This window comes from Elioraea thermophila (ex Habib et al. 2022) (genome assembly GCF_003336755.1).
Taxonomy (GTDB): Bacteria; Pseudomonadota; Alphaproteobacteria; order Acetobacterales; family Acetobacteraceae; genus Elioraea; species Elioraea thermophila.
This window is the reverse complement of record NZ_QMDI01000006.1, coordinates 494555-517977: the sequence shown is the minus strand read 5'-3', so window position 1 is coordinate 517977 and position 23423 is coordinate 494555. Positions and strand designations below refer to the sequence as shown.

The 23423-nt window shown below is 74.3% G+C and carries 20 protein-coding genes; 8 read left to right on the top strand and 12 right to left on the bottom strand.

Features of this window, described 5'->3' with window-relative positions; genetic code table 11:
• Positions 1-64 precede the first annotated feature (64 nt).
• The 5 genes from addA to tsaE are packed head-to-tail and all read right to left on the bottom strand — an operon-like array spanning position 65 to position 8740.
• Positions 65-3574: a double-strand break repair helicase AddA gene (gene addA / locus DWB05_RS12335; protein WP_114377478.1), complete on the bottom strand. Its 3510-nt coding sequence runs from the start codon at positions 3572-3574 to the stop codon at positions 65-67.
• 3 nt (positions 3575-3577) lie between these two features.
• Positions 3578-6562: a double-strand break repair protein AddB gene (gene addB / locus DWB05_RS12330; protein ID WP_114377477.1), complete on the bottom strand. Its 2985-nt coding sequence runs from the start codon at positions 6560-6562 to the stop codon at positions 3578-3580.
• The gene (locus DWB05_RS12325; RefSeq protein WP_114377678.1) at positions 6562-7275 is read right to left on the bottom strand and encodes a nucleotidyltransferase family protein; all 714 of its coding nucleotides are present in this window, start codon (positions 7273-7275) and stop codon (positions 6562-6564) included. The genes addB and DWB05_RS12325 overlap by 1 nt, the downstream gene beginning before the upstream one ends.
• A 17-nt stretch (positions 7276-7292) precedes the next feature.
• A complete protein-coding gene (locus DWB05_RS12320; RefSeq protein WP_114377476.1) occupies positions 7293-8276 on the bottom strand; it encodes an aminoglycoside phosphotransferase family protein in 984 nt (327 codons plus the stop codon).
• Positions 8273-8740, bottom strand: a complete 468-nt coding sequence (gene tsaE, locus DWB05_RS12315; protein ID WP_114377475.1) for a tRNA (adenosine(37)-N6)-threonylcarbamoyltransferase complex ATPase subunit type 1 TsaE — start codon at positions 8738-8740, stop codon at positions 8273-8275. Before tsaE ends, DWB05_RS12320 begins: the two co-directional genes overlap by 4 nt.
• 91 nt (positions 8741-8831) lie before the next feature.
• Between tsaE and DWB05_RS12310 the strand changes: the two genes are divergently transcribed.
• Positions 8832-9854 (top strand): NAD(P)/FAD-dependent oxidoreductase, encoded by a 1023-nt coding sequence (locus tag DWB05_RS12310; RefSeq protein WP_114377474.1) that lies wholly within the window; start codon positions 8832-8834, stop codon positions 9852-9854.
• A 36-nt stretch (positions 9855-9890) separates the two neighbouring features.
• Here the strand turns inward: DWB05_RS12310 and DWB05_RS12305 are convergent, their stop codons facing one another.
• Genes DWB05_RS12305 through DWB05_RS12295 form a run of 3 tightly spaced genes read right to left on the bottom strand, consistent with a single transcriptional unit; the run spans position 9891 to position 13095 of the window.
• Positions 9891-10913: a peptidoglycan-binding protein gene (locus DWB05_RS12305; RefSeq protein ID WP_114377473.1), complete on the bottom strand. Its 1023-nt coding sequence runs from the start codon at positions 10911-10913 to the stop codon at positions 9891-9893.
• Entirely contained in the window at positions 10901-11554 is a 654-nt protein-coding gene (locus tag DWB05_RS12300) for a hypothetical protein (protein WP_114377472.1), read from the bottom strand. Before DWB05_RS12300 ends, DWB05_RS12305 begins: the two co-directional genes overlap by 13 nt.
• Positions 11551-13095 (bottom strand): hypothetical protein, encoded by a 1545-nt coding sequence (locus DWB05_RS12295; protein ID WP_114377471.1) that lies wholly within the window; start codon positions 13093-13095, stop codon positions 11551-11553. The genes DWB05_RS12300 and DWB05_RS12295 overlap by 4 nt, the downstream gene beginning before the upstream one ends.
• 155 nt (positions 13096-13250) lie before the next feature.
• On the opposite strand from DWB05_RS12295, the gene DWB05_RS12290 reads away from it, so the two are divergent.
• The 4 genes from DWB05_RS12290 (at position 13251) to DWB05_RS12275 (ending at position 16108) form a co-directional block, all read left to right on the top strand.
• Positions 13251-13646: a carboxymuconolactone decarboxylase family protein gene (locus tag DWB05_RS12290; protein ID WP_114377470.1), complete on the top strand. Its 396-nt coding sequence runs from the start codon at positions 13251-13253 to the stop codon at positions 13644-13646.
• 28 nt (positions 13647-13674) lie between these two features.
• Positions 13675-15021, top strand: a complete 1347-nt coding sequence (locus DWB05_RS12285) for an acyclic terpene utilization AtuA family protein (RefSeq protein ID WP_114377469.1) — start codon at positions 13675-13677, stop codon at positions 15019-15021.
• Positions 15021-15374, top strand: coding sequence for an AtuA-related protein (locus DWB05_RS12280; RefSeq protein WP_114377468.1), 354 nt, complete (start codon positions 15021-15023; stop codon positions 15372-15374). Before DWB05_RS12285 ends, DWB05_RS12280 begins: the two co-directional genes overlap by 1 nt.
• 74 nt (positions 15375-15448) lie before the next feature.
• Positions 15449-16108 (top strand): peroxiredoxin, encoded by a 660-nt coding sequence (locus DWB05_RS12275; protein ID WP_114377467.1) that lies wholly within the window; start codon positions 15449-15451, stop codon positions 16106-16108.
• 43 nt (positions 16109-16151) lie between these two features.
• Here the strand turns inward: DWB05_RS12275 and DWB05_RS12270 are convergent, their stop codons facing one another.
• From DWB05_RS12270 to DWB05_RS12260, 3 genes are all read right to left on the bottom strand, one after another.
• Complete coding sequence (locus DWB05_RS12270) at positions 16152-17126, bottom strand: Bug family tripartite tricarboxylate transporter substrate binding protein (protein WP_157967187.1); 975 nt, start codon at positions 17124-17126, stop codon at positions 16152-16154.
• 69 nt (positions 17127-17195) lie between these two features.
• Entirely contained in the window at positions 17196-18764 is a 1569-nt protein-coding gene (pckA, locus tag DWB05_RS12265) for a phosphoenolpyruvate carboxykinase (ATP) (RefSeq protein WP_114377465.1), read from the bottom strand.
• A gap of 94 nt (positions 18765-18858) precedes the next feature.
• Positions 18859-19650: a HugZ family pyridoxamine 5'-phosphate oxidase gene (locus DWB05_RS12260; protein ID WP_114377464.1), complete on the bottom strand. Its 792-nt coding sequence runs from the start codon at positions 19648-19650 to the stop codon at positions 18859-18861.
• Between the two features lie 93 nt (positions 19651-19743).
• Between DWB05_RS12260 and DWB05_RS12255 the strand changes: the two genes are divergently transcribed.
• Genes DWB05_RS12255 through DWB05_RS12245 form a run of 3 tightly spaced genes read left to right on the top strand, consistent with a single transcriptional unit; the run spans position 19744 to position 22728 of the window.
• Complete coding sequence (locus tag DWB05_RS12255; protein WP_114377463.1) at positions 19744-20445, top strand: response regulator transcription factor; 702 nt, start codon at positions 19744-19746, stop codon at positions 20443-20445.
• A gap of 27 nt (positions 20446-20472) precedes the next feature.
• Complete coding sequence (locus DWB05_RS12250; RefSeq protein WP_332871725.1) at positions 20473-22143, top strand: sensor histidine kinase; 1671 nt, start codon at positions 20473-20475, stop codon at positions 22141-22143.
• 39 nt (positions 22144-22182) lie between these two features.
• The gene (locus tag DWB05_RS12245) at positions 22183-22728 is read left to right on the top strand and encodes a CHAP domain-containing protein (RefSeq protein WP_114377462.1); all 546 of its coding nucleotides are present in this window, start codon (positions 22183-22185) and stop codon (positions 22726-22728) included.
• Positions 22729-22746: 18 nt separating this feature from the next.
• On the opposite strand, the gene DWB05_RS12240 is transcribed toward DWB05_RS12245, so the two are convergent.
• Positions 22747-23418: a class I SAM-dependent methyltransferase gene (locus DWB05_RS12240; protein WP_114377461.1), complete on the bottom strand. Its 672-nt coding sequence runs from the start codon at positions 23416-23418 to the stop codon at positions 22747-22749.
• Between the last annotated feature and the right edge of the window lie 5 nt (positions 23419-23423).

The window sequence follows — 23423 nt, the reverse complement described above, 5'->3', positions numbered from 1 at the left end:
ATCTCCGGATGGTTTCGTTGCGCTCACCATAGCGCGGGCCCCTCGCCCCGGTCCAAGGGGGGGGTCAGGGCGCGAAGCGATCGAGCGCCTCGGGGGGGATGGGCATGAGCTTCGGTCCGAAGGTCCAGACGAGGGCGCAGTCGACCCCCCGGCCGGGGAAAAGTGAGGCGAGCACGGCGCGATAGGCGGCGAGCTGGCGGAGGTAGAGGGGGGTGACGTCCGCCACCTGCTCGGGTGGCGGGCGGTTGGTCTTGAAGTCGGCGACCAGGACGCGATCGGCCGTGACGGCGAGGCGGTCGACCACGCCGTTCACCAGCCGCTCCCCGACGCGGCCGACGATCGGCACTTCGGCGAGGCTGCCGGGCGCGAACAGGGGAGCGAAGTCGGGGTGGCGCAGCACGGCGAGGGTCTCGCGCGCGATCTCGAGGGCCTCCTCCGCCGGCAGCGCCATGAGGAAGCGGCGGGCCGCGCGCTCGCGGTCGTGATCCGGGATCTCGGGCAGGTGCTGCAGCAGGGTGTGGATCAGACTGCCGCGGCGGAAACGCCGGCCCGCGCGGTCGTGCGGCTGTACGGGGGGTGCGGCGGGCTGCTCCTCGCCGTCCTCGCGCGAAGGGCGGATGGGACGCAAGGCCGCCCCCTCCACCGGGGCGGGGGCCTCGGCCCAGGGCGGCAGGGGCGCCGGCCCCGGCTCGGCGCGCTCCGGCGCTGCGACGGGCGCGACCGGGCTGCCGGTCTCCATCCGCCACCCCTCGCCCGACCACGCCGAGCCCTCCGCGACGCCGAACGCCGCCGCGTCGAAGGCGAACCGCTCCGCCCGCCCCTCGGCGGCGAGACGCGCGAACCCAGCCTCGACCAGGCGGTACCAGCAGCCGGGTTTGGCGGCGGTGTCGTCCTTCTCCGCCCAGCCGCAGACGATCAGCCGGTCCTCGGCCCGGGTCAGCGCGACGTAGAGGAGCCGGCGGTGCTCGGCGTCCTGGCGCCGCGCGAGGGCCAAGCGCCGCTCCTCCACCACCCGCTCGCGCAGCTCCTTGCGCGGCGCCCACAGCGGCACGGGCGGGTTGCCCGGCACGGTGTCCTCCGCCCACACCACCGGCTCGTCGAGCTTCGGCAGCCCCGTGGTGTCGGGCAGGATGACGATCGGCGCCTCCAGCCCCTTCGCCGCGTGCACCGTCATCACCCGCACCGCGTCCGCTCCATGCTCCTGTTCGCGCTTGACCTCGATCCCGGCGCGATCGAGCCAGGCGAGGAAACCCTGCAGGGACGGCGGCTCCACCCGCTCGTAGGCGAAGGCCTGGTTGATCAGCTCCTCGACGGGCTCGATCGCATCCGCCCCCAGCCGGCGGCGGAGCCGCCAGCGGCCGCTGACCGTGCCGGCGCCGCCCGGACGGGGGAAGGGGTGGCCGGTCAGGACGTAGCCCAGCAGTTCGCCGGGGCGGAGGAAGTCCGCCCGCGCGGCCACCGCCTCGATCAGTGACGCCGCCGCCTCCCACTCGGCCCTCTCGGCCCGCCGCGCGCGCAGCACCTCCCACAGTCGCCCCCGCCGCGGCCGCGCGACATCGTCGGCGTCGCGGCAGAGCGCGAACAGGCCGTCCTCGTCGACGTCGCAGAACGGCCCGCGCAGCACCTCGGCGAGCGAGAGCTCGTCCGCTTCCGGCAGCAGGGCCACACGGCAAAGCGCGAGCAGGTCCTGCACGGCGAGGCTTTCGGTGAGCTTGAGGCGATCGAGGCCCGAGACGGGCACGGCGCGGGACTTGAGGGCGCGCACCAGTTCGGCGACGAAGCGGTCGCGGCGGCGGACCAGGATCATGACGTCGCCCGGCCGGATGGGGCGGCCGCGGGCCGGGAGAAGCTCCCCCCCATCGAGCCAGGTGCGGATCCGCCCGGCGATCGCCTCGGCGAGGGCGCGCGCCGGGTCGCGCTCGGTCACCGCCTCCGCAACCGGGGCCCAGGCATCCTCCGGCGGCCCTTCGCGGGCGCCGGTGACGACGGGCCAGAGCTCGACCGACCCGGCGGCATCCTCCCGCGCCGCCCGGTGGCGGATCGGCGCCTCCTCGGCGGTCAGGCCCTGCCCCGCCTCGCCCGCGAAGACGGCATCGACGAGGGCGAGCACGGCGGGAACGGAGCGGAAGGAGAGGGTCAGGCTCTCCGCCCGCCAGGCGAGGCCGGCCTCGGCGCAGCGCCGCGCGAACGTGCCTTTCCAGCGCGCGAATTCGGCCGGTTCCGCCCCTTGGAAGCCGTAGATCGACTGCTTCTCGTCGCCGACCGCGAACACGGTGCGCGGCAGCGGCCGCGCGCCCACCCCGGCGAAGAACTCCTCGGTCAGCCGGCCGACGATCGCCCACTGGTCGGGGTTGGTGTCCTGCGCCTCGTCGATCAGGACGTGATCCACCCCCTGGTCGAGCTTGTAGTGCACCCAGGCGGCCGCACCGTCGGTTTCGAGCAGGCGCCGGGCGTGCGCGATCAGGTCGTCGTAGTCGAGGCCTGCGCGGGCGGCCTTGGCCTCGGCGAAGCCGGCGATGGCGGGGGCGGCGAGGGCGGCGAGAGCGGCCGAGGCCGCAGCGAGTTCGGCGGCGGCGAGGCGTTCCTCCACGCGGCGGATCCGCTCGGCTTCGGCCAGGAACGCGTCGTAGGCTTCCGGCCAGCGCTGTCGCACCTTGGCGGGGGCGACCGTGCGCTCGGCGCGCGGCTCTCCCTTGTCGGTGAGGAAAACCGACCGCCAGCGCGGCCAAGCGGCCACGCGGTCCGCCACGTCGCGGCCGAGCCACTCCCGCACCGTGCGGCCGCGCTCCTCGTGGCTGTCGCCGCCGGCCTCGATCCAGAGGGCGGCGAGGCGGACGAGCTCCGTCTCCCGCGCCGGGTCGGGCCGGCAGGCTTGGTGCAAGATGGTCTCGGCGTCCTCCTCCAGGCCGAGCCCGAGCACGCGCCGCTGCGCCGACGCGACCGCCTCGGGATGGTTGCCGCTGGCTTCGAGCCCCGGCCGGCCGCGAGCGGGAAGCAAGAAGCGGATCGCCTCGCCGAGCCGATCGGCGGAGGCGAGGGCGGCGAGCCGCGCCACCGCCCGCCCTCCCGTCTCCGTCAGCGGGGCTTCGGCGAGCGCGGCCTCGCGGGCGGACGCGAGCAGGGCCGCAGCCTCGGCCTCCTCGATCAGCGCGAAGCGCGGCGGCACCCCGGCCTCGATCGGGAAGCGGCGAAGCAGGCCTTGGGCGAAGGCGTGGATGGTCTCGATCTTCATGCCGCCCGGCAGGTCGAGCACTTCGGCGAACAGCGCCCGCGCCCGACGCATCGCCTCGGTGGACGGTGCCTCGCCGGTGAGCTCGGCGAGATCCCGCGCCAGCGCCTCCTCGCTCGCCGTCGCCCACGCGCCGAGGCGACGGGCGAGCCGGGTCGCCATCTCGGCGGCCGCGGCGCGGGTGAAGGTGAGGCACAGGATCCGGCCGGGGTCGGTGCCGGCGAGCATCAGGCGCAGCACGCGATCGATCAGCAGCCGCGTCTTGCCCGACCCGGCCGAGGCCGAGACCCAGGTTGAGGCCCGGGGGTCGGCGGCACGGCGCTGCTCCGGGGTCGGCACCGCCATCGCTCAGCCCTCGCCGTTGCCGTCGCCGGCCGACCACTCGTCGATGCGGGCGAGCACGGCGTAGTCGGACCGCTGCCAAGGAAGACGCGGGTGCGGGCGGGAGAGGTAGGGGGTCTCCTCGTCGTCGAAGGCGTGCAGGCGTCGCAACAGCCCCTGCCAGGCCGTCTCCGCCGCCTCGGCCTCCTGGCCCTTGCACACGGCGCGCGGCTCGCCCGGCTTCCAGCCACCGGAAAGCTTCCAGTAGGCGAGCTCGACCGCAGGGAAAGGGGGCACGCCCGGGAAGGCGCCGCGGCGGGCCAACGCGGCCTCGAGGGTGAGCTGGGGTTCGCTGCCGCGCGCGACCGAGCCGTCGGTCGGCATGGTGCCGGTCTTGTAGTCGAGGATGGCGAGCCCGCCCTCGCGGACCTCGATGCGGTCCGCCCGCCCGACCAGGACGAAGGGCCCGCCCGGCAGGCCGCCGATCGCGTGCTCCGCCTTCGCTTCGGCGACCACGGCGCGCGGGGGGAAGGTCGTGCGGCGGTCGCGCTCCGTGCGATCGAGCCAGGCGGCGATGCGGGCGAGCCGCGGCCGCCACAGCGCGGCCAGCGCGGGGCGGACGGCGCGGGCGGCGAGCGCACGATCGAAGGCGGCGACCAGCCGCGCCTCGGCATCCTGGGGCCAGTCCGCCCCCACCGCGCGCAGCACCTCGGCGATGCCGCGATGCACGATATCGCCGAAATCCGCGGCTTCGGCATCGGCATCGAGCGGGTCGAGAGGGCGAAGCCCGAGCACGTGCCGGGCATAGATGGCGTAGGGCTCGGCGATCCAGGCGGCGATGTCGGTCACCGCGAGGCGCCGCGGCCGGGCGGCGCGCGGCGGGCGCGGGGCGGGGCGGGCGGCGGGCGCGATCTTGCCCGGATCGTCCAGGCGGTGTGCGATCTCCATCAGGTTGTCGGGCGGGGCGAGCAAGCGCTCGGCCTTCTCCCCGAACTGGCCGCGCAGGAAGGTCTCGAGCCGAACCAGCCAGCGCGACGGCACGGTGGGCGACCCCTCCACCCGGCGGGAGCGGGTGAGCAGCACCTCCCCCGCCCCCGCGATCAGGTCGGCGACGTCGCGCGCGGCATCGCCGATGCGACGTTCGGGCGAGGCAAGGCCCAAGGCCCGCCGCATCGGCCGCGACAGCCACGGCCCCGGCTCCTCGGCCGCCGGCCAGGTGCCTTCGTTCAGCCCGGCCAGGATCACCGTGTCGAAGGCCTGCAGCCGCGCCTCCAGCGTGCCCAGGATCTGCACCCGCGGGTGGGGGTCCTGGGTGCGGACGAGGCGCACCGAGGGCCCTTCGAGCATCGCCTCGAACACGTCGGGGAAGCGGGGCGGAGCAACCGGCGGCAGGTCGGCGACCGCCTCGGCGAGGTCGGCGAGATGGCGGGCCAGAGTCTCGCCCTCCTCGCCGCGCCAGAGCACGAGCGGCCCCGGCAGGTCGGGGCGGGCGGCGAGCGCCTCCGCGGCGGCCAGATGGGCCTCGAGGAGTTCGGGCAAGGCGACCTCGGCCCGTGCGGTGAGCTCGAGCAGAGGGGCGAGGATCGGGCGGAGGCGATCGAGAACCGCCCGCCCATCTTCGGCCTCCGGGCCGGAGGCGCGGGCGAGCGCGGCGCTAAGCCCCTCCAGGCCCGGCGCGGGGCGGGGGCCGCGCAGGACCGCCACCTCGAGCGCGCGGACCGCGGCGCGGAAGCGGGCGGGCTCTTCGCCGGCGGCGGCGAACGGATGCTTGAGCAGGGCGAGGAGCGGGATCGGGGCGAGACGCTCGGCCACCGCGCGCGCGAGGAGGCGCAGGAACACCCCCGCCGGCGCGTTCTTCGCCGGCTCGCCCCCCGTGTCGTCGGCCAGCACGCCGTGGCGGGCGCAAGAATCGGCGATGCGACGGGCGAGCAGCCGGTCGGGCGTGACCACGGCGACGGTGCGGCCGGGTGTCTCAAGGGCGCGGCGGACGGCGAGCGCGACCATGGCCGCCTCCTCCTGCGTCTCCGCCGCTTCGAGGCGTGCGAGGCCCGCAAGCGCGGGCCGCCAGCGGTCCGGATCGCGCGTGCGCCAGGCGGCCAAGCCCTCGGGCGGAGCGAACACGGCGGAGAGAAGCCCAGTCCGGTCAGGTTTGTCGGAGGTGGGAGAGCGGGCGGGCCAGGGCAGCACCGCCTCGCGCTCCAGCCCCATCCGGTCGAGCAGGCACGAAAGCCCCGCCTGCGGGTGGCTCTCCGGCAGGCTACGCCAGAGCGCGGCGGGGAGCGAGCGGTCGATGCCGGGCAGGACCACCGCACCGCGCGGCAGGCGGGAAACGGCGGCGAGCAGGTCGGCGAGGGCCGGGAAGGCGGAGGTCGGCCCGGCGGCGATGACGGGCTCATCGGGCGGCGCCTGCTCCCAGGCGGCGATCTGCGCCCGCAGCGCGCGGACACGCCGTGCGCCGGGGTCGGCGAGTCCCCGCTCGCGCAGCACCTGCGGCCAGGCCGCGATCAGGATGTCGAGGAAGCGCAGGGTCTTCTGCCAGTGCGCCGCGTAGTCCTCCGGCACCAGGGTGCGCAGGCGGGCAGGGTCCACCTCATCGAGCGCGAGCTCATCGAGCAGGGCGGCGAGCTCGACCGCGAGCCGCCAGGTGCGATCGAACGGAAGCGTGGGGTCGGCCTTGGCGACCAGGCGGGAGAGGAGGGCGGTGCGGGCGAGCGGGGCGATCGGCGGCGGCTCGTCCAGGGCGCCAGCGAGCAGAAGAGGCTCGTCGGCCACCTCGCCCAACGGGTGGATGCGCGGCAGCACGGCCGAACGGTTACCCGAGAGGCGAAGGAGGGCGGCGGCCAGCGCCCGGCCGGCGCGGCGCGTGGGCAGCAGAACCGTTGCGCGGGCGAGCGAGAGCGGATCCTCACCCGCAAGGGCGAGGAGACCGGCGGCGAGATCCTCGAGGAAGGGCCGGCCGGCAGGGATCTCGAACACGCGCGGGCGGTCGGCGGCGAAGGGATCGGCGCTCATCAGCGGGCATAGGCGAAGACGGAAACCCGGCCGGCGAGCGACTCCTCGGCATCCTCGATGTCCGCGGGCGTGGAAAGATGAAGCCAGACCCCGTCGTGCACCACGGCGCGCAGGCGATCGGCGTCGATCGCGCGGTTCCACAGGAGGTTGGTGGAGAACGGGCCCTCGGGGGCGCCGGCGAACAGGGCGGGCGAGGCGATCTGTACCCCGGCGTAGAGGTAGGGCACGATCTCCTTCTCGCGCGGACGGCGCACCCGCCCCCAGGGGTCGACCGCGAAGTCGCCCCGTCCGGCGTAGAAGGGCAGGAGTGCGGCGCGGTGCACCATCAGCACGGCATCGAGCCGGTCGGGGTCGAAGGCGTCGGCGAGGCGAAGCAAGGCCGGGCGCGCGCCGTCGAGCCAGAAGGCGTCGCCGTTGACGACGTAGAAGGGGGTGTGGCCGAGCAGAGGAAGCGCCTTCACCACCGCCCCCCCGGTGTCGAGCAGTCGCTCCTCGTGGCTCTCGACGATTTCGAGGTCGTGCCGTTCGGCCAGTGCCGCGAGCACGGCCTCGCGCTGCCAGTGCGTGTTCACCACCACCCGCTCGACCCCCGCCGCGGCGAGGTGGTCGAGGATGCGGTGCAGAAGGCTGCGGCCGGCGACGTGCAGCAGCGGCTTGGCGGTGGTTTCGGTGAGCGGGCGCATGCGGGTGCCCAAGCCTGCGGCGAGCACCATCGCCACCTTGGGCGGGGTCACCGCGCCGCCTCCTCGGGTGCCCGCCGCAGGGCGGGGGGGATGTGGCGGTCGAACCAGGCGGCGAGCGGGCGACAGGCGGGGTTGGCGAGCGCGCGTTCGAGCAGGCGCCAGGTGCGCGGGGCGAAGCGCAGGTAGCGGGGCTTGCCGTCGCGGCGGGCGAGCCTGGTCCAGAGCGCGGCGACCCGGACGTGGCGCAGCGCGGCGTGGGCGGCGAGGGCGCCGAGGAAGCGCATCCGATCGGCGACCGCGGCCTCCTCCAGATAGAGGGCGAGCGCGGCGCGGCGGGCCTCGGCCGAGACGTCGCGGCGGGCGTCCTCAACCAGGCTCATCACGTCATAGGCCGGGTGGCCGGCGGCGGCGTCCTGGAAATCGAGCAGGCCGCAGGCCGCGACCCCGGGGCGGGGCAGGCGGATCAGGTTGTCGACGTGGAAATCGCGGTGGACGAGCACGGTGTCGTCCTCGGCGAAGGGGGAGAGGGTTTCCGCCACCGCCTCGGCGAAGGACCGGCGGAGCTCGTTGGGCGCGGGTTCCCCGAACACGGCGGGCCACCACCAGTCGAAGAAGGTGGCGGCGGCGGCCTCTGTCATCTCGGCCGCCCTCCATGGGGGGAGTTCGTCGGGGGGTGGGCGACGATGCAGCGCGGCAAGCGCGGCGGCGGCGAGACGATAGAGCGCCACCTCGTCCTCGCCGGCGGCCAGGAGGCGGGTGAAGGTGTCGTCGCCGAAATCCTCGATCAGGGCGAGCCCCGCGCCCTCGTCGGCGGCGAAGACGTGCGGGGCGGAGAGGCCGTAGCCGCGCAGCAGGGCGGCGATGCGGAGGAAGGGGCCCAACGCCTCGCGCTCGGGCGGACAGAGCATCAGCAGCGCCGGGCGCGGCCCGCCCTCGAGGCGCTCGTAGGCGCGAAAGGAGGCATCGGAGGCAAGCGGGACGCGGCGCGCGCCCCGGAAGCCGTGTTCGGCGAGGAAGGCCGCGGGCGTCACGGCGCGAGCAGGGCCGGCAGCCGGTCCGGCCAGCCGGCGAGACGGCCCTCGCGCGCCTGAGGTCGGTCCGGCACCGGGGAGAGGGTGATGGTCAGCGCCTCGGAGGGTGCGAGAGGGCCGAGCCGCTCCGGCCATTCCACCAGCACGATGCCGCGCCTCGCCTCCTCCCAGCCGAGTTCGGCGAGCTCCTCCGCGCCGGCGATGCGCCAGAGGTCGTAGTGCCACGCCTCCACCCCGCCGGGCAGGGCGTACGTCTGCACCAGGGTGAAGGAAGGAGACGGCACGACGAGGTCGGGGTCGGCGGTGGCGGCGCGCAGGAAGGCGCGCGCGAAGGCGGTCTTGCCCGCGCCATAGGGCCCGGCGAGCAGGATCGCATCGCCCGGCCGTGCCAGGGCGGCGACCCGGGCGGCGAGCCGCGCGGTCGCCGCCTCGTCGGCGAGATGCAGGGCACACTCCAGCACCATGGCGAATCGTCGCCAGTGTAGCGACGGTGCGGCCGCTTGCGCGACCGAGGGCGGGGGGTATCTAGGCGAGGACGGCGGCGAGGAGAGCGCGATGGCGGAGACGATCACGACGGACGTGTGCATCGTGGGGGCGGGGCCCGTCGGTCTCTTCGCCGTGTTCGAATGCGGCATGCTGCGCATGCGGGCGGTGGTCGTCGATGCGCTGGATGCGATCGGCGGGCAGTGCATCGCGCTCTATCCGGAGAAGCCGATCTACGACATCCCCGCCCACCCGGCGATCACCGGTGCGGGGCTGATCGAGAAGCTGATCACGCAGGCGGCCCCGTTCCGCCCGCAGTACCTCCTCGGCCGGCAGGTCACCGGGTTCGCGCGCGAGACGGACGGGCGGCTGCGCATCGCGACCTCGGCCGGCGATACGATCCTTGCCCGCGCGATGATCATCGCCGCCGGGGCGGGCGCGTTCGGGCCGAACCGCCCGCCGCTCGAGGGTCTCGCGGCCTTCGAGGGCCGAAGCGTGTTCTATGCCGTGCAGCGGCGAGAGGATTTCCGCGGCAAGCGCATCGTCATCGCCGGCGGTGGCGACTCGGCGGTGGATTGGGCGCTCTCCCTCGCCGAGCTTGCCGCCTCGGTGCACGTCGTGCATCGGCGGCCGAAGTTCCGCGCCGCCCCCGAAAGTGTCGCGCGCATGGAGGCGCTCGCCGCCGAAGGCAAGCTCGAGATCGTCGTGCCCTATCAGCTCCATGCCCTGAAGGGTTCGGGCGGCGTGCTGGAGGCGGTGGAGGTGGCCACGCTGAAGGGCGAGGTGCGGTCGATCCCGGCCGATGCCTTGCTCTGCTTCTTCGGGCTCGCGATGGACTTGGGCCCGATCGCCGGATGGGGGCTCGCGCTCGAGCGCGGGCACGTGGTGGTCGACCCGGCGACCTGCGAGACGAGCCTGCCCGGCGTGTTCGCGATCGGCGACGTCGCGACCTATCCGGGCAAGCTCAAGCTGATCCTGCAGGGTTTCGCCGAGGCGGCGGTCGCCGCGCACGCCATCCACCCGCTCGTCTTCCCGGGCCAGGCGCTGCATTTCGAATACTCGACGACCAAGGGCGTGCAGGGGCTCGCCGCGTGAACACCCCGCCCTTTGGCCCTTTGGCGCTTTGGTCCTTCAGCCCAGCAGGTCGGCGAAGGAGGGCGCGCCGGCGAGAGCGGGCCTCTCGCTGCGGATCACCCTCAGCGCATCGTTGAAGAAGGCGACGAACCGGTCGGCGTGCTTGCCGGTGCCGAGGGGGTACTGCCGCATCTTCCAGCGGTTCGCCTCGCCGCGCTGGTGGTGGATGCCGCCCGCGTTGTAGGCGCAGGCGACCACGGGCGGATCGAGCCGCGTGCGGGGCGCCTGGCGGGCGATGTAGCCCAGGCCCGCGCGCAGGCTCGTCTCCGGATCCGTCAGGCGGGCGGCATCAACGCTCGCATCGCCCAACACCTCGCGGGCGGTGGAGATCAACGTCTGGGCGAGGCCGACCGACACACGATGGGGGGTGGCTTCGTCGGAGACGAAGCCGGGTTCCTCGCGCCGGGCGCTGATCGCCGCGTCGAGATTGCGCTGCCCGCCCGCGCTCTCCGTCGCCACCGTGGCCAGCGCGAGCTCGACGGGGATGCCCGTCTCGCGGCAGACGGCGCGCAAGGCGGGCCCGATGCGCAGGTGGCCGAGCAGGGCGCGCACGGTGCGCGGCTCTCCCGGCGTGCCGCGCGGCGGTTCGCCCTCGATCGCCAGCCCTTCCGGCGTCAGCGCCCAGGTCACGCTGTCGGAAAAGATTCGGTGCGGGCGGCGGAGTTGGGGCAGGGCGCGGCGCAGGATCTCGAGGGGGTGCACGGCGCGTTCAGCCTGATCCGCCTCGCGCCGGATGTCGAGGGCGGAACGATCGGGCTCGGCGAAGAGCGCGGCCCAGGTGCGCGGCCCGACCACCCCGTCGACGGCAAGCCCAAGCCGGCCCGACTCGCGGGCCTGGAAGGCGCGTACCGCCCGTTCCGTCGCCGGGCCGAACAGCCCGTCCGCCGGGCCGATGAGGCGGGCGAAGGCGGCATCGCGCGCGATCAGCCGCGTCTGCACGGCGCGCACGTCCGGCCCGCGCATGTAAGGCAAGGTCAGCCGCAGCGGCCTCTCGTAGCGGGGCGTGTTCAGGCCGGGCATGCGTGGCGCCTCCTCTCGGTCGCGACCGCGCGGGCGAGCGCGCCCATCGCCGGGGCGAGCCGGGCGTCGGGGGTGGGAGAGCCGGCGAGCAGGTCGGCGGCGCGGGCGAGCGCCGGGCAGCGGGGCCCGAGCCCGAGGCTCGCTTCGGCGAAGGCGGCCGAGGCGCCGTAGTAGGCACCGAGCGCCGACCGGGGCGCGGCGCGCCGCGCGGCTTCGGCCTCCGCGGCGAGGGCGGCGTTGAGGGGGGCGGCTTCGCCTGCCGAGCGCGCCTGGTCGCGTCGTTCGCGCAAGGCGAGGAGATAGCCGGCATAGAGACGCGCGGCCTCCGCCTCGGAGAGCGGGCGCGGGGCCGCAGCGAGAGCCGCACGGTAGTTCACCACCGCGCAGTCGAAGCGCGCCGCCGCCTCCGCCGCGCGGCCCGACCCCGGAGCGAGGGCGACGGTGCCGAGCCTGAGGCAGGCATTGGCGACGATCTCGCGCGCCTGCAGGCAGAGGGGATCGTTCGGGCCCGCGCAATCCACGCGGGTGGCGGCGATCGCTTCGAGATCGCCCCGGGCGTTGAGGTCCTTCAGCCGATCGAGGTCGCGGGCGGCGCAGGCGGCGAGGGCGAGGGCGGCGATGAGCAGGACGGCGCGTCTCATGCGGGGATCTCCCGGGCGGCACGGGCGAGGGTGTCGGCGAGGTCGGGGGCCGCCTCCGCCTGGGCGAGGCGGCCGGCGGCGAGCGCGAGGCGATCGAGCGCGGCGGCGGCACCGAGGTCCTCGCGCGCGGCATCGAGGGCGGCGCGAAGCGCGCCTTGGCCGACGGCGCGCGGGCCCTCGGGCAGCGGGACGGAGACCGGCCTTGGGTCGGCGGCGTCGAGCAGCCCATCCAGCAGAGCGCGGCGATACTCGGCGAGGCCCTCCTCGAGTTCGCGTTCGCTGGCGAAGCCGCCCTCCGTACCGAGGGGGCGGGGCGGCAGGGCGCCCTCGCCGGCGAGGAGGCGGGCGGGGGCGTCGGGGGCGAGGGTGGCGACCATCAGGGCGCGGGCGGCGGCGAGGTCGCGCGCGGCGAGGATGTCCCGATAGAGGCGCGCGAAGATCGGCGCGCGTTCGAGCGCGGCGAGGCTCATCGGTGCATCCGCCAGGCCCTCGGGGTAGAGGTCGAGGCCGTAGGGGCGGTCGAGCACGCGGGCGACCCAGCGCCGGTAGTGTTCGGCGCCGACGCGGGCCGCCTGCAGCCCACCGGCGAGGACCGCGCCGACGAGGCCCAAGGGTCCGCCGACGGCAGCGGCGAGGGCGGGCACGCGGGCCAGGGCAGGGGCGATGCCGCGGGCCGTGTCGGCGGCCAGGGCGGCGAGCGGGTTGGCGGGGGCGAGGCTCGCGGCGAGCCCTGCGGCACGGGCGGCGGCCTCGGCGAGGTCGCCCGCCTGCCCGGCGGCGACTGTCGTGAGGGTCGTCTCGGCCAGCGCGGCGGCGCGCGCCGCTTCGCGCGCCAGCGGCGAGGAGGGGTCGGCGGCGGCGATCGCCTCGGCGGCCGCCTTCACCCCCGAGGCGAGCTTCGCGGCGGCGGAAAGCCCGTCGCGCGCGGCGTCGTGGGCGGCAATCTCGCGGGCGGAACGCGACTTCGCGGCTTCGGCCTCGCGGGCGGCCGACCGCGCCTCGGCCTCCGCCCGGGCGGCCTTGGCTTCCGCCTCGCGCGCGGCGTCGGCCTCCCGCTCGCGCTCGGCCCCCGCGCCGCGGGCGCCGAAGTAGAAGCCGAGCACGGTGCCGAGCAGGCCCGCGATCTCGCCGGTGGAAGGAAGGCCCAAGGAGCGCTGGAACAGGATGGCGGTGAGCCCGAGGGTGACGATGACGAGCCCCAAGGCGGCGCGCACCGTGCCTTCCGGCAGGCCCAAGGGCAAGGACTTCAGTCCCAGGAACGCCTTCAGCCGGGCGGCCTGGATTTCGGCGGCCTGGGCACCGGGGATCGGCTCGCCGCACCACTCGGCCATCCGGGTCAGCGAGCGGTGCAGCCAGACCGCGACGAGACCGAACAGGATCAGGGCGACGAGCAGCGACAGGCCGAGGATCAGCGCGGCGTCGGCGAGACGCGACGAGGCGGCGACTGAGGCCGCGCCGCCGACGATGACCTGCTGGGCGGCGGCGGGGAGCGGGAGGAGGGTCGGCAGGGCGAGAAGGGCGAGGAGGGCGTGCGGGGGCATGGCGGCTCCGGCGTGGCGCCCTCGCTTATAGGATGTTTTTCCTCTCCGGTCACGTTCATGTTTTGTTCAAGGGAGGGGCCGGGCGCCATTGACCGCGCGCCGGCGCGCGCCGATCCTCGCGCCCCGATCGCAACGACAGGGGAGGCGCCAGCGCGATGCCGCAGGATCCGTTCTTCAACGAGAAACTCTTCGAGGCGGGGCTTGCCGTGCGCAAGCAGGTGCTCGGCAAGGACTACGTGGAGAAATCCCTCGCCTCCGCCGACGACTTCATGCAGGCGTTCCAGGAGTTCACCACCCAATATTGCTGGGGGATCATCTGGAACCGGCCGGGGCTCGATCGCAAGACGCGCTCCTTCCTCAACCTCGCCTTCCTGATCGCGCTCAACCGCCCCAACGAGCTTCGCCTGCACATCGCGGGCGCGCTCGCCAACGGGGTGACGAAGGAGGAGATCAAGGAGGTCTGCCTGCAGGCCTTCGTCTATTGCGGCGTGCCGGCTTCGCTCGATGCCTTCAAGGTCGCGCAGGAGGTGTTCAAGGAGAAGGGAGTCTGAGGGCGGCGCAGCGGGGTGAGGGGGCGCGGTGGCGGAGACGTTCCGCATCGGCTGCGGGGCAGGGTTCTCGGCCGACCGGATCGATGCCGCCGTCACCCTGATCGAGCGCGCGCGGCCCGAGGCGGTGGTGTTCGAGTGCCTGGCCGAGCGCACGGTGGCCAAGGCGGTGGTCGCCCGGCTCGCCGACCCGGACGCGGGGTTCGACCCGTGGTTCGAGGAGCGGATGCGCGCCGTGCTGCCCCCCGCCCTCGCCGTCGGCACGACCCTCATCACCAACATGGGCGCCGCCAACCCCGCCGCCGCCGGCCGTCTCGCCCGCCGGCTCGCGGCGGAGGCGGGGGCGCGGAATCTGCCGATCGCCGTCGTCGAAGGCGACGAGGTGACGGAGCTCGTCCGCCGCCTCGACCCGCCCTTTCTCGATCGCCCGGGCCGGCCCTCCGACCTCGGCGCGGCGGTCGTCTCGGCCCACGCCTATCTCGGAGCGGGGCCGATCGTGGACGCGCTGCGCCAAGGCGCGCGCGTCGTCATCACCGGCCGGGTCGCCGACCCTGCCCTGTTCCTCGCCCCCCTGATCGCCCGCTTCGGCTGGGCGGCGGATGACTGGGAGCGGCTCGGGCGCGGCATCCTGATCGGCCACCTGCTCGAATGCGCGGGGCAACTGACGGGTGGCTACTTCGCCGACCCAGGCGTGAAGGACGTCGCGGGGCTGGCCGACCTCGGCCTGCCCTTCGCCGATGTCGAGGCCGACGGCAACGCCACGCTGAGCAAGCCCGAGGGCACGGGAGGGCGGGTCGATCGCCTCACCTGCACCGAACAGCTGCTCTACGAACTGCACGATCCGGGGGCCTACCTGCAGCCCGACGCCACTGCCGATTTCCGCGCCGTGCGCTTCAGCGAACTCGGGCCCGACCGCGTGCGGGTCGAGGGTGGGGCGGGAGGGCCGCCGCCCGCGACGCTGAAGGTCGTGGTCGGCTACCGCGACGGGGTGGTGGTGGAGGGCGGCATCTCCTACGCCGGCCAAGGCGCCGTGGCGCGCGCCCGGTTGGCACTTGCCATCCTGCGCGAGCGCATCGCCCGCCGAGGGATCCCCGTCTCCGACCTCCGCACCGACGTGATCGGCGTCGATTCCCTCCTGCGTGGGGCGGCGGTTGCCCCCGACGCGGATGTGCGCGACGTGCGCGCCCGCCTCGCCGCCCGGGTGGCCGATGCGGCCTCCGCGCGGGCGATCGGGCACGAGATCGAGGCGCTATGGCTGAACGGGCCGGCGGGCGGGGGCGGGGCGTCGTGGTCGGCGCGCGAGGGGCTCGCCGTCGCCTCCGCCCTCATCCCCCGCGATCTCGTCCGCCCCACCGTCTCTTTCGTGCCCCCCGCCTGATGGCCAGCTTGCGCGACCTCGCCACCGCCCGCTCGGGCGACAAGGGCGATACCGCCACTCTCGGCGTCGTTTGCCGCGACCCGGCCGACTACCCCCTGCTCGCCGCTTGGCTGACGCCCGAGCGGGTGGCGGCCTTCCTCGCCCCCGATGTGCGCGGGCCGGTGCGGCGGCATGAGCTTCCCGGCCTCGCGGCGCTGCTCTTCGTGCTGGAGGGGGCGCTGGAGGGCGGGGTCACCCGCTCGCTCGCCCTCGACCCGCACGGCAAGAGCCTGGCGTCCTCCCTGCTCGCCATGCCGCTGCCGCCGGACGTGGCCGCACGCAGCCGTCTTGCATCGGCGCCGGCGGGGCGATAGCCGAATGCCGCGCTGCGGCACGAAGGGGAGAACGGGCCGGAGCCGTTCCGACACCAGAACGGAGACCCTTCGCCATGCTCGACGCCGTCACTGCGGCTCCCGCCATGCCGCGCCTCAATGAACCCGCCCCGGCCTTCTCTGCCATGACCACGCACGGGCCGCGCAGCCTCGCCGACTATCGCGGCCGCTGGCTCGTGCTGTTCTCGCATCCGGCCGACTTCACCCCTGTCTGCACCACCGAGTTCATCGCCTTCGCCAGGGCCTACCCTGACTTCCAAGCGCTGAACTGCGATCTCCTCGGCCTCTCGATCGATTCCACCTTCGCGCACATCGCCTGGGTGCGTGCGATCAAGGAGAAGTTCGGGGTCGAAATCCCGTTCCCGATCATCGACGACCTCTCGATGCGGGTCGCCAACGCCTACGGGATGATCCAGCCGGGGGCGTCCGACACCTCCGCCGTGCGCGCGGTGTTCGTCATCGACGACAAGGGGATCCTGCGCGCGATGCTTTACTACCCGATGCCGACGGGGCGTTCGATCGCCGAGGTGCTGCGCTTGGTGCGCGCGTTGCAGACGGCGGACAAGCACGGGGTCGCGACCCCGGAAGCGTGGCAGCCGGGCGAGAAGGTGATCGTGCCGCCGCCGAAGACGGTGGCGGATGCCGAGGCCCGCGCCAGCGCCGGCGACGAGTACGTGGATTGGTACTTCTGCCGCCGCGTCCTGCCAGCGGCCTGAGGGCCGTGGGGGAGCGGCGGTCGCGCCGCTCCCCATGCGCGGCTCACTCGGGCTCGATGCCGGCGGCCTTGACCATCGCCGTCCACTTCGCGCGTTCGGCGCGCACGAAAGCCGCCGCCTCCTCCGGCGTGGAGATGAACAGCGTCATGCCGAGCGTGTTCTCCAGCCGATCGCGCACCGTGGCGTCGTTCGCCGCCGCCCGCACCGCCGACCCGAGGCGATCGACCACCGTCTTCGGCACGCCGGCCGGGGCGACGAGGACGAACCAGGCGAAGATCGCGTAGTCGGGCAGGCCCTGCTCGGCGATGGGGGCGACGTCGGGCAGCTGCGGCACGCGCGTCTTCGTCGTCACCCCGAGCGCGCGCACCTGGCCGCCGCGGATGGCGGGCAGGGTGACGGCGACGTCGGCGACGAAGAGATCGAGCCGCCCGGCGATCACCTCCTGCACCACCTGCGGCGAGGAGCGGAACGGCACCTCGAGCAGCCGGATGTCGGCCATGCGGGCGAGGGTGCGCGCGGCGACCAGCTGCGAGGAGGAGGCGGTGCCGAAGGAGAGGCTCTCGGGCCGCGCCTTCGCCGCGGCGATGAAGTCCGCCAGGCTGCGGTAGGGCGAATTGGCGTTGACGATCGCCACCAGCGGCACGGTGGCGAGGGTGGAGATGGCGACGAAATCGCGCTCGATGTCGTAGGGCACGCGCTTGAACAGCGCATCCGCCGCGGCGTGGGTGGAGTTGGTGCCGAACAGGATGGTGTTGCCATCAGGAGCGGCGCGGGCGACCTGTTCCGCCGCGATCAACCCGTTGGCGCCGGGGCGGTTCTCCACCACCACGGGCTGACCGAGCGCGGGGCGCATCGCCTCGGCGAACAGCCGCGCGATGGTGTCGGTGGCACTGCCCGGCGCGAAGGGGACGATGGCGCGGATCGGCCCCGTCGGCCAGGTATCGGCGAATGCCGCGCGGGGCAGGGCGGGCAGGGTGGCGGCCGCGGCGGCCGCGAGCAGCGTGCGTCGCGTCGTCATCGTTTCCTCCTCGAGCCGGAACGCAAGGTCGAGGAGGCTGGCGCCGCTGCCGCGCCCGCGCAAGAGCCCTCAGGCGGCGCGGCGGGCGTCCTCGGCCATGGCCGCCTGCAGAGGCGCGACCACCGCGGCGAAACGGGCAGCGAGCGCCGCGGCCGCCACGTCGTAGGCGGCCGGGTCGGCCCAGGTCGCGCGCGGGTCGAGCAAGGTCGGATCGACGCCCGGGCAAGCGGTGGGCACGGCGAGGCCGAAGCGCGGATCGGTGCGGAACGGCACCGCGTCGAGCCGGCCGGAGAGGGCGGCGGAGAGGAGAGCGCGGGTGGTGGCGATGCTCATGCGACGGCCGACGCCATAGCCGCCGCCGGTCCAGCCCGTGTTGACCAGCCAGCAGCGCACCTCGTGCCGCGCGATGCGCTCCTTCAGCATCCGCCCGTAGATGACGGGCGGGCGCGGCAGGAACGGGCCGCCGAAGCAGGGCGAGAACACCGCCTCCGGCTCGGCCCCCAAGCCCTTCTCGGTGCCGGCGACGCGAGCGGTGTAGCCGGCGAGGAAATGGTCGACCGCCTGGTCCGGGGTCAGCCGTGCGATGGGGGGCAGCACGCCGAACGCATCCGCGGTGAGGAAGACGATGTTGCGCGGATGCCCCGCCCGGCCGGAAGCGACCGCCTGGGGAATGAACTCGATCGGGAACGAGGCGCGCGTGTTCTCGGTGCGCGAGGCGTCATCGAGGTCGAGCGCGCGCGTCGCCGGGTCCATCGTCACGTTCTCGAGGATGGCGCCGAAGCGGTGCACCGCGCGCCAGATCTGCGGTTCGGCCTCGGCGTCGAGGCGGATCGCCTTCGCGTAGCAGCCGCCCTCGAGGTTGAACACGCCCGTCGGGCTCCAGCCGTGCTCGTCGTCGCCGATCAGCGCGCGGGCGGGATCCGACGAGAGGGTGGTCTTGCCGGTGCCGGAGAGGCCGAAGAAGAGGGCGACGTCGCCCGCCGGCCCGACATTGGCCGAACAGTGCATCGGCAGCACGCCCCGCTCGGGCAGGAGCCAGTTCAGCACGGTGAAGATCGATTTCTTGATCTCGCCTGCGTAACGGGTGCCGGCGATCACGATCTCGCGGCTCGTCACGTCGAGCGCGATGGCGACCGTGCTGCGCACGCCGTCGAGTGCGGGGTCGGCGGCGAGATCCGGCGCGTGCAGGATGGTCCAATCGGGGCGGAAGGAAGCAAGCTCCTCCGCGGCGGGGCGGAGGAACATCGTGCGGGCGAATAGCGCGTGCCATGGCGATGGCGTGAGCACGCGCACGGCGATGCGGTATGCGGGGTCGGCACCGGCGAAACAGTCCTGCACCCAGAGATCGCGCGCGGCGAGGTGGGCGGCCGCCCGGGCGCGCAGCAGGGCGAAGCGGTCGCGCGCGAGGGGTTTGTTCACTGCCCCCCACCAGGCGGCGTCGCGCGTGGCGTCGTCCTCGACCAGGTACTTGTCGTTCGGCGAACGGCCCGTGTGCTCGCCCGTCTCCACCACCAGCCCGCCCGACGCGGAGAGGTGCGCTTCGCCGCGCGCGATCGCCGCCTCGATCAGCGCGGCCGGGGCGAGGTTGCGATGCACGGCCGCGAGCGGAACAAGACCGGGGATGTCGAGGCCGGACATGCGGGGCACCTCCCTTGCTGCGCTGCCGAATGCCCCTACCACTCACGCGGAGTTGTGGTCAAAGAAGGGCGGGCGATGGCGCCTGCGACGCGGGTCAGGGCTGCGCCGCCCTCCTCTTCGGCAGGCCGAGCGCCGTCCGCCCTGCCTTGGCGGCCAGGATCAGCGCCCGCCGCACCCCGTCGGCATCGGCCACCGGCCGCGCGAAGTCGAGCCGCGCCCGCGCCTGCCCCCGCACCAGGTCGCAGCCGTCGACGTCGACCGCCGCCAGCCGCCATCCCGTCCCCTTGCGCTTCAGCACCCCTTGCGCGATCGCATCGAGGGCCTCGGCGTGGTCCTCGTTCACGTGGGCGATGATTTCGGCCTCCGCTTCCGCGATCGCCGCCACTGCCGCGGGTTCGGGGCGCAGCGCCGAGCCCGGGATGCGGCGGGCCATGGCGAAGCCGCCGACGAACAATCCCTCCTCGAGGCTGATCCGCCAGAGCGCGAAGTCGTTGAACCCCGCGTAGAGCTTGGCGTAGGGGTGGCGGGCCAGCCAGCGCGCCTTCAGCGCGCCCGCCTCCGGCCCCTCGACGCGGGAGGCAAGCCCCGTCACCGTCAGCCGCGCCCTCTTCTGCGGATTGGGACCCCGCGCGGGGCCGACGAAGAGCAGCGAACAGCGCGCATCGTTCATCAGGTGCCGGGTGTGGCCCGACAGCATGGAGAGCCACAGCAGCACCGAGAGGTCGGGCGCGGGCGCGGGGGTGACGAGGGAGGCGAAGGGCTGGCCCGAGCCGGTGACCGTGGCGAGGGTCGCCTCGCGGGCGGTGCGGATCAGCCGTCGCGCGGCGATGGCGGGCTCCGGCGCTTCCGCCTCTGCTCCCGTCGGTTCCGGCGCGGCCTCGCTCATCCCTTCGCCCCAGGCTAGAACACCGACGAGAATGTCGGCGCGCCGCGCCCGGCCGGCAACAGGGCGGCGCGCCTTGCTCCGAACGGAACCGCCATGCCGCAGACCATCGCCCTGGTCGATGACGACCGCAACATCCTCACCTCGCTCGCCATGACGCTGGAGGCCGAGGGCTTCCAGGTCCGCACCTACACCGACGGCGAGAGCGCGCTGCACGGGCTGACCACCAAGCCGGTCGACCTCGCCGTGCTCGACATCAAGATGCCGCGCATGGACGGGCTCGAGCTCCTGCAACGCCTGCGCAAGACCTCCTCGCTGCCCGTCATCCTGCTCACCTCGAAGGACGAGGAGGTGGATGAGCTGATGGGGCTTCGCCTCGGCGCGGACGACTACATCACCAAGCCGTTCAGCCAGCGGCTGGTGATCGAGCGGATCCGGGCGTTGCTGCGGCGGAACGAACTCGCCAAGAGCGAGGGTTCGGGCCAGCCCGCCGGCGGGGTGATGGTGCGGGGCTCGCTGGCGCTGGACGAGAACCGCCACCTCTGCACCTGGAAAGGCGCACCGGTGCAGCTCACCGTGACCGAGTTCCTGCTGGTGAAGGCGCTCGCCGCCCGACCGGGGATCGTGAAGAGCCGCGACCAGCTGATCGACGCCGCCTACGGCGAGAACATCTACGTCGACGACCGCACGATCGACAGCCACATCAAGCGCATCCGCAAGAAGTTCCGCGCCGTCGACCCCCAGTTCTCGCAGATCGAGACGCTCTACGGCATCGGCTACCGCTACAAGGAGGAGTGAGCGGCCTGAGGGGCCGGGGAGACGGCGGTGCCGGACGGCACGGCCGCGGCGGCGGAGATGCGGGCGGAGGTCTCCGCTCCCGCTCCACCGCTGCGACGTCGCGCGTACCGGCTGCTGCGCTCGCCGCTGCTGAGGCGGATCCTGCTCGTCAATGCGCTGCCGCTCGCGCTGCTGGTCGCCGCACTCCTGTATCTCGACACCTACCAGGACGGGCTGGTCGAGTCCGAGATCGCCGCCCTGCGCGTGCAGGCCCAGGTGTTCGCCGCCGCGATCGGCGAGTCGGCGGTTTCGCTCGAGCGGCCCGAGAGCCCGCGCATCGCGCCCGACCTCGCGCGGCCGCTGCTCCGCCGCCTGGTCGAGCCCACCCCGCTCACTCAGGCGCGGCTCTATGCGCCCGATGGCACGCTGATCGCCGATTCTCGCGTCATCCTCGGCCCGGGCGGGGTGGTGACGACGGAGCCGCTGCCGGAACCGCCGCCGCCGCGCGGCCCCTTCGCCTCCGCCATCGGCGCCCTCTACGAACGGGTGATGCGCGTGCTGCCGCGCGCCACCACCTACCCGACGATCGAGGACGAGGGCGACTGGAGCCCGGAGATCGCGCCGCTCCTGCCCGCCGCGGCGGAAGCGCGCGCCGCCCCGGTGGTGCGGCGAACGGCCGACGACCGGCTGGTCGTTTCGGTGACGCAACCCGTGATCCGCGCCCGCGAGACGATCGGCATCGTGCTCGTCACGCGCGAGGCGCGCGCGGTGGACGAGGCGCTCTTTCACGTGCGCATGACCATCCTCGCCACCTTCGGGCTCGCGCTTGCGCTCACCGTCGCCCTCTCCTTCTACCTCGCCACCACCATCGCCCGCCCGCTCGTGCGCCTCGCCCGGGCGGCGGAGCGGATCCGCGAGGGGCGGGGGCGGCGCAGTTCCGTCCCGCCGGCGCTGAAGGCGCGGCGGGACGAGATCGGCGGGCTCGCGATGGCGCTGGATGAGAGCGCGCGGGCGCTCTGGGCACGCATGGACGCGATCGAGCGCTTCGCCGCCGACGTCGCGCACGAGATCAAGAACCCGCTCACCTCCATCCGCAGCGCGATCGAAACGATCCGCCGCATCGACGACCCGGCCCGGCGCGAGCGCCTCCTGTCCGTCATCGCCGACGACGTCCGCCGCCTCGATCGCCTGATCAGCGACATCTCCGAGGCCTCGCGGCTGGATGCGGAACTCTCGCGCACCGGGCTCGAGCGGGTCGATCTCGCGCCGATGCTGGCCACGCTGGCCGACATCCACGAGACCACACGCGGACCCGAGGACCCCCACGTGGTGGTGGACGCACCCGCCGAGGGGCTCATCGTCAACGGCGTGGAGGGCAGGCTCGTGCAGGTGCTGCGCAACCTGATCGCGAACGCGGTCTCCTTCTCCCCGCCTGGCGGCACGATCCGGCTCACCGGCCGCCATGACGGCGGCTGGGTCGAGATCGCGGTGGAGGACGAGGGGCCGGGGATCCCCGAGGCCAAACTGGAGCGGATCTTCGAACGCTTCTATTCGGAACGGCCGAAGGGCGAGCGCTTCGGCACGCATTCGGGGCTCGGGCTCTCCATCTCGCGCCAGATCGTCGAGGCGCTCAGGGGGACGATTGCGGCCGAGAACCGGCGCGACGCGGCGGGGCGCGTCGTCGGCGCGCGCTTCGTGGTGCGGCTGCCGGCGGCGTGAGGCTTGCGCCGAGGCGGGGCGTCTGATTCCGTTCCGCCCGTGCTGATCCGACGCGCCGCGCTGATCCTGCCCCTGTTCGCCGCCGCCTGCGCGCGGGGCCCGCGCGTGCACGAGACGGCGACCTTCGCCCCACCCGCCCCCCTCTCCTGCGTGCCCTTCGCGCGCGAGCTCTCGGAAATCCGGCTCGCGGGCGACGCCCACACCTGGTGGCGGGCGGCGGAAGGGCGCTACGCGCGCTCCTCCCGCCCCTTACCCGGCGCGGTGCTGGTGTTCCGGGGCACCCGCCGGCTGCCCGAGGGGCACCTCGCGGTGGTGGTGCGGGAACGGAGCCCGCGCGAGATCCTGGCCAGCCACGCCAACTGGGGCTCCGGGGCCGCGCGCGGGCGGGTGCACCAGAACCAGCCGATCGTCGACGTCTCGGCCCGCAACGACTGGACCCTGGTGCGGGTGTGGCACCCGGAGACCGGGCAGCTCGGCACGACCGAATTCCCTGCCTGGGGTTTCATCCTGCCCCCGGTGCGCCGCAGCCCGGAGGAGATCGCCGCCGACGTGCCGCGCGCGGCGCGCGCCGCCGCCTCGGCCTGAGGCCCGAACGCTTCCGCTTCAGTCGTTGCGGAGACGAACCAGGCTGAACAGCCCGCCCGGCGGGCAGGGGGTGATCTCGGCCGCGCGACGCTCCGCCGGGGTGAGCAGGGCGTCGAAGGCGAAATCAGGGTGCCAGCCGAGGGCACGCGAGAACGGCGCCGCCGCCCGCTCGATCGCGAGCCTGAGCCCGCCCTCGGCGGCGAAGTGATTGACGAACAGGAGCGTGCCGCCCGGGCGCACCACGCGGCGCATCTCGGCCAGCATCCGGCGCGGGTTCGGCACCACGGAGGCGACGAACATCGCTACCGCCGCATCGAAGGCGCCGTCGGGGAAGCCCATCGCCTCGGCGTCCATCTCGACGAGGGCCTCGACGTGATCGAGACGATCGCGGCCGACCTTGGCGCGGGCCCGCGCCAGCATCTGGGGGCTGAGGTCGATGCCCGTGATGCGCAAGCCCCGGCGGTAGAGGGGAAGCGACAGCCCGGTGCCGACCCCGACCTCGAGCACGCGGCCGTCGGGAAGGGCGTTGACGGCAGCGACGGCGCGGCGCCGGGCGGGGGCGGAGACGAGGCCGAAGGCGGCGTCGTAGACCTTGGCCCAGCGGGCATAGGCCGCGCGCACCGCTTCGGCATCCAGCGGGCGACGGGGGGCGGCGTGGGTGGAAGCTGAGCGATCCGACAGCGTGGCCATGTGAC

Coding starts and splice junctions, on each gene's coding strand:
- DWB05_RS12295 (WP_114377471.1), bottom strand. CDS start 13,095: ATGCCCCCGCACGCCCTCCTCGCCCTTCTCGCCCTGCCGACCCTCCTC.
- DWB05_RS12280 (WP_114377468.1), top strand. CDS start 15,021: ATGGCCAGCTTGCGCGACCTCGCCACCGCCCGCTCGGGCGACAAGGGC.
- DWB05_RS12260 (WP_114377464.1), bottom strand. CDS start 19,650: ATGAGCGAGGCCGCGCCGGAACCGACGGGAGCAGAGGCGGAAGCGCCG.
- DWB05_RS12290 (WP_114377470.1), top strand. CDS start 13,251: ATGCCGCAGGATCCGTTCTTCAACGAGAAACTCTTCGAGGCGGGGCTT.
- pckA (WP_114377465.1), bottom strand. CDS start 18,764: ATGTCCGGCCTCGACATCCCCGGTCTTGTTCCGCTCGCGGCCGTGCAT.
- DWB05_RS12240 (WP_114377461.1), bottom strand. CDS start 23,418: ATGGCCACGCTGTCGGATCGCTCAGCTTCCACCCACGCCGCCCCCCGT.
- DWB05_RS12275 (WP_114377467.1), top strand. CDS start 15,449: ATGCTCGACGCCGTCACTGCGGCTCCCGCCATGCCGCGCCTCAATGAA.
- DWB05_RS12300 (WP_114377472.1), bottom strand. CDS start 11,554: ATGAGACGCGCCGTCCTGCTCATCGCCGCCCTCGCCCTCGCCGCCTGC.
- addA (WP_114377478.1), bottom strand. CDS start 3,574: ATGGCGGTGCCGACCCCGGAGCAGCGCCGTGCCGCCGACCCCCGGGCC.
- DWB05_RS12310 (WP_114377474.1), top strand. CDS start 8,832: ATGGCGGAGACGATCACGACGGACGTGTGCATCGTGGGGGCGGGGCCC.
- DWB05_RS12255 (WP_114377463.1), top strand. CDS start 19,744: ATGCCGCAGACCATCGCCCTGGTCGATGACGACCGCAACATCCTCACC.
- DWB05_RS12305 (WP_114377473.1), bottom strand. CDS start 10,913: ATGCCCGGCCTGAACACGCCCCGCTACGAGAGGCCGCTGCGGCTGACC.
- tsaE (WP_114377475.1), bottom strand. CDS start 8,740: ATGGTGCTGGAGTGTGCCCTGCATCTCGCCGACGAGGCGGCGACCGCG.
- DWB05_RS12270 (WP_157967187.1), bottom strand. CDS start 17,126: ATGACGACGCGACGCACGCTGCTCGCGGCCGCCGCGGCCGCCACCCTG.
- addB (WP_114377477.1), bottom strand. CDS start 6,562: ATGAGCGCCGATCCCTTCGCCGCCGACCGCCCGCGCGTGTTCGAGATC.
- DWB05_RS12325 (WP_114377678.1), bottom strand. CDS start 7,275: ATGGTGCTCGCCGCAGGCTTGGGCACCCGCATGCGCCCGCTCACCGAA.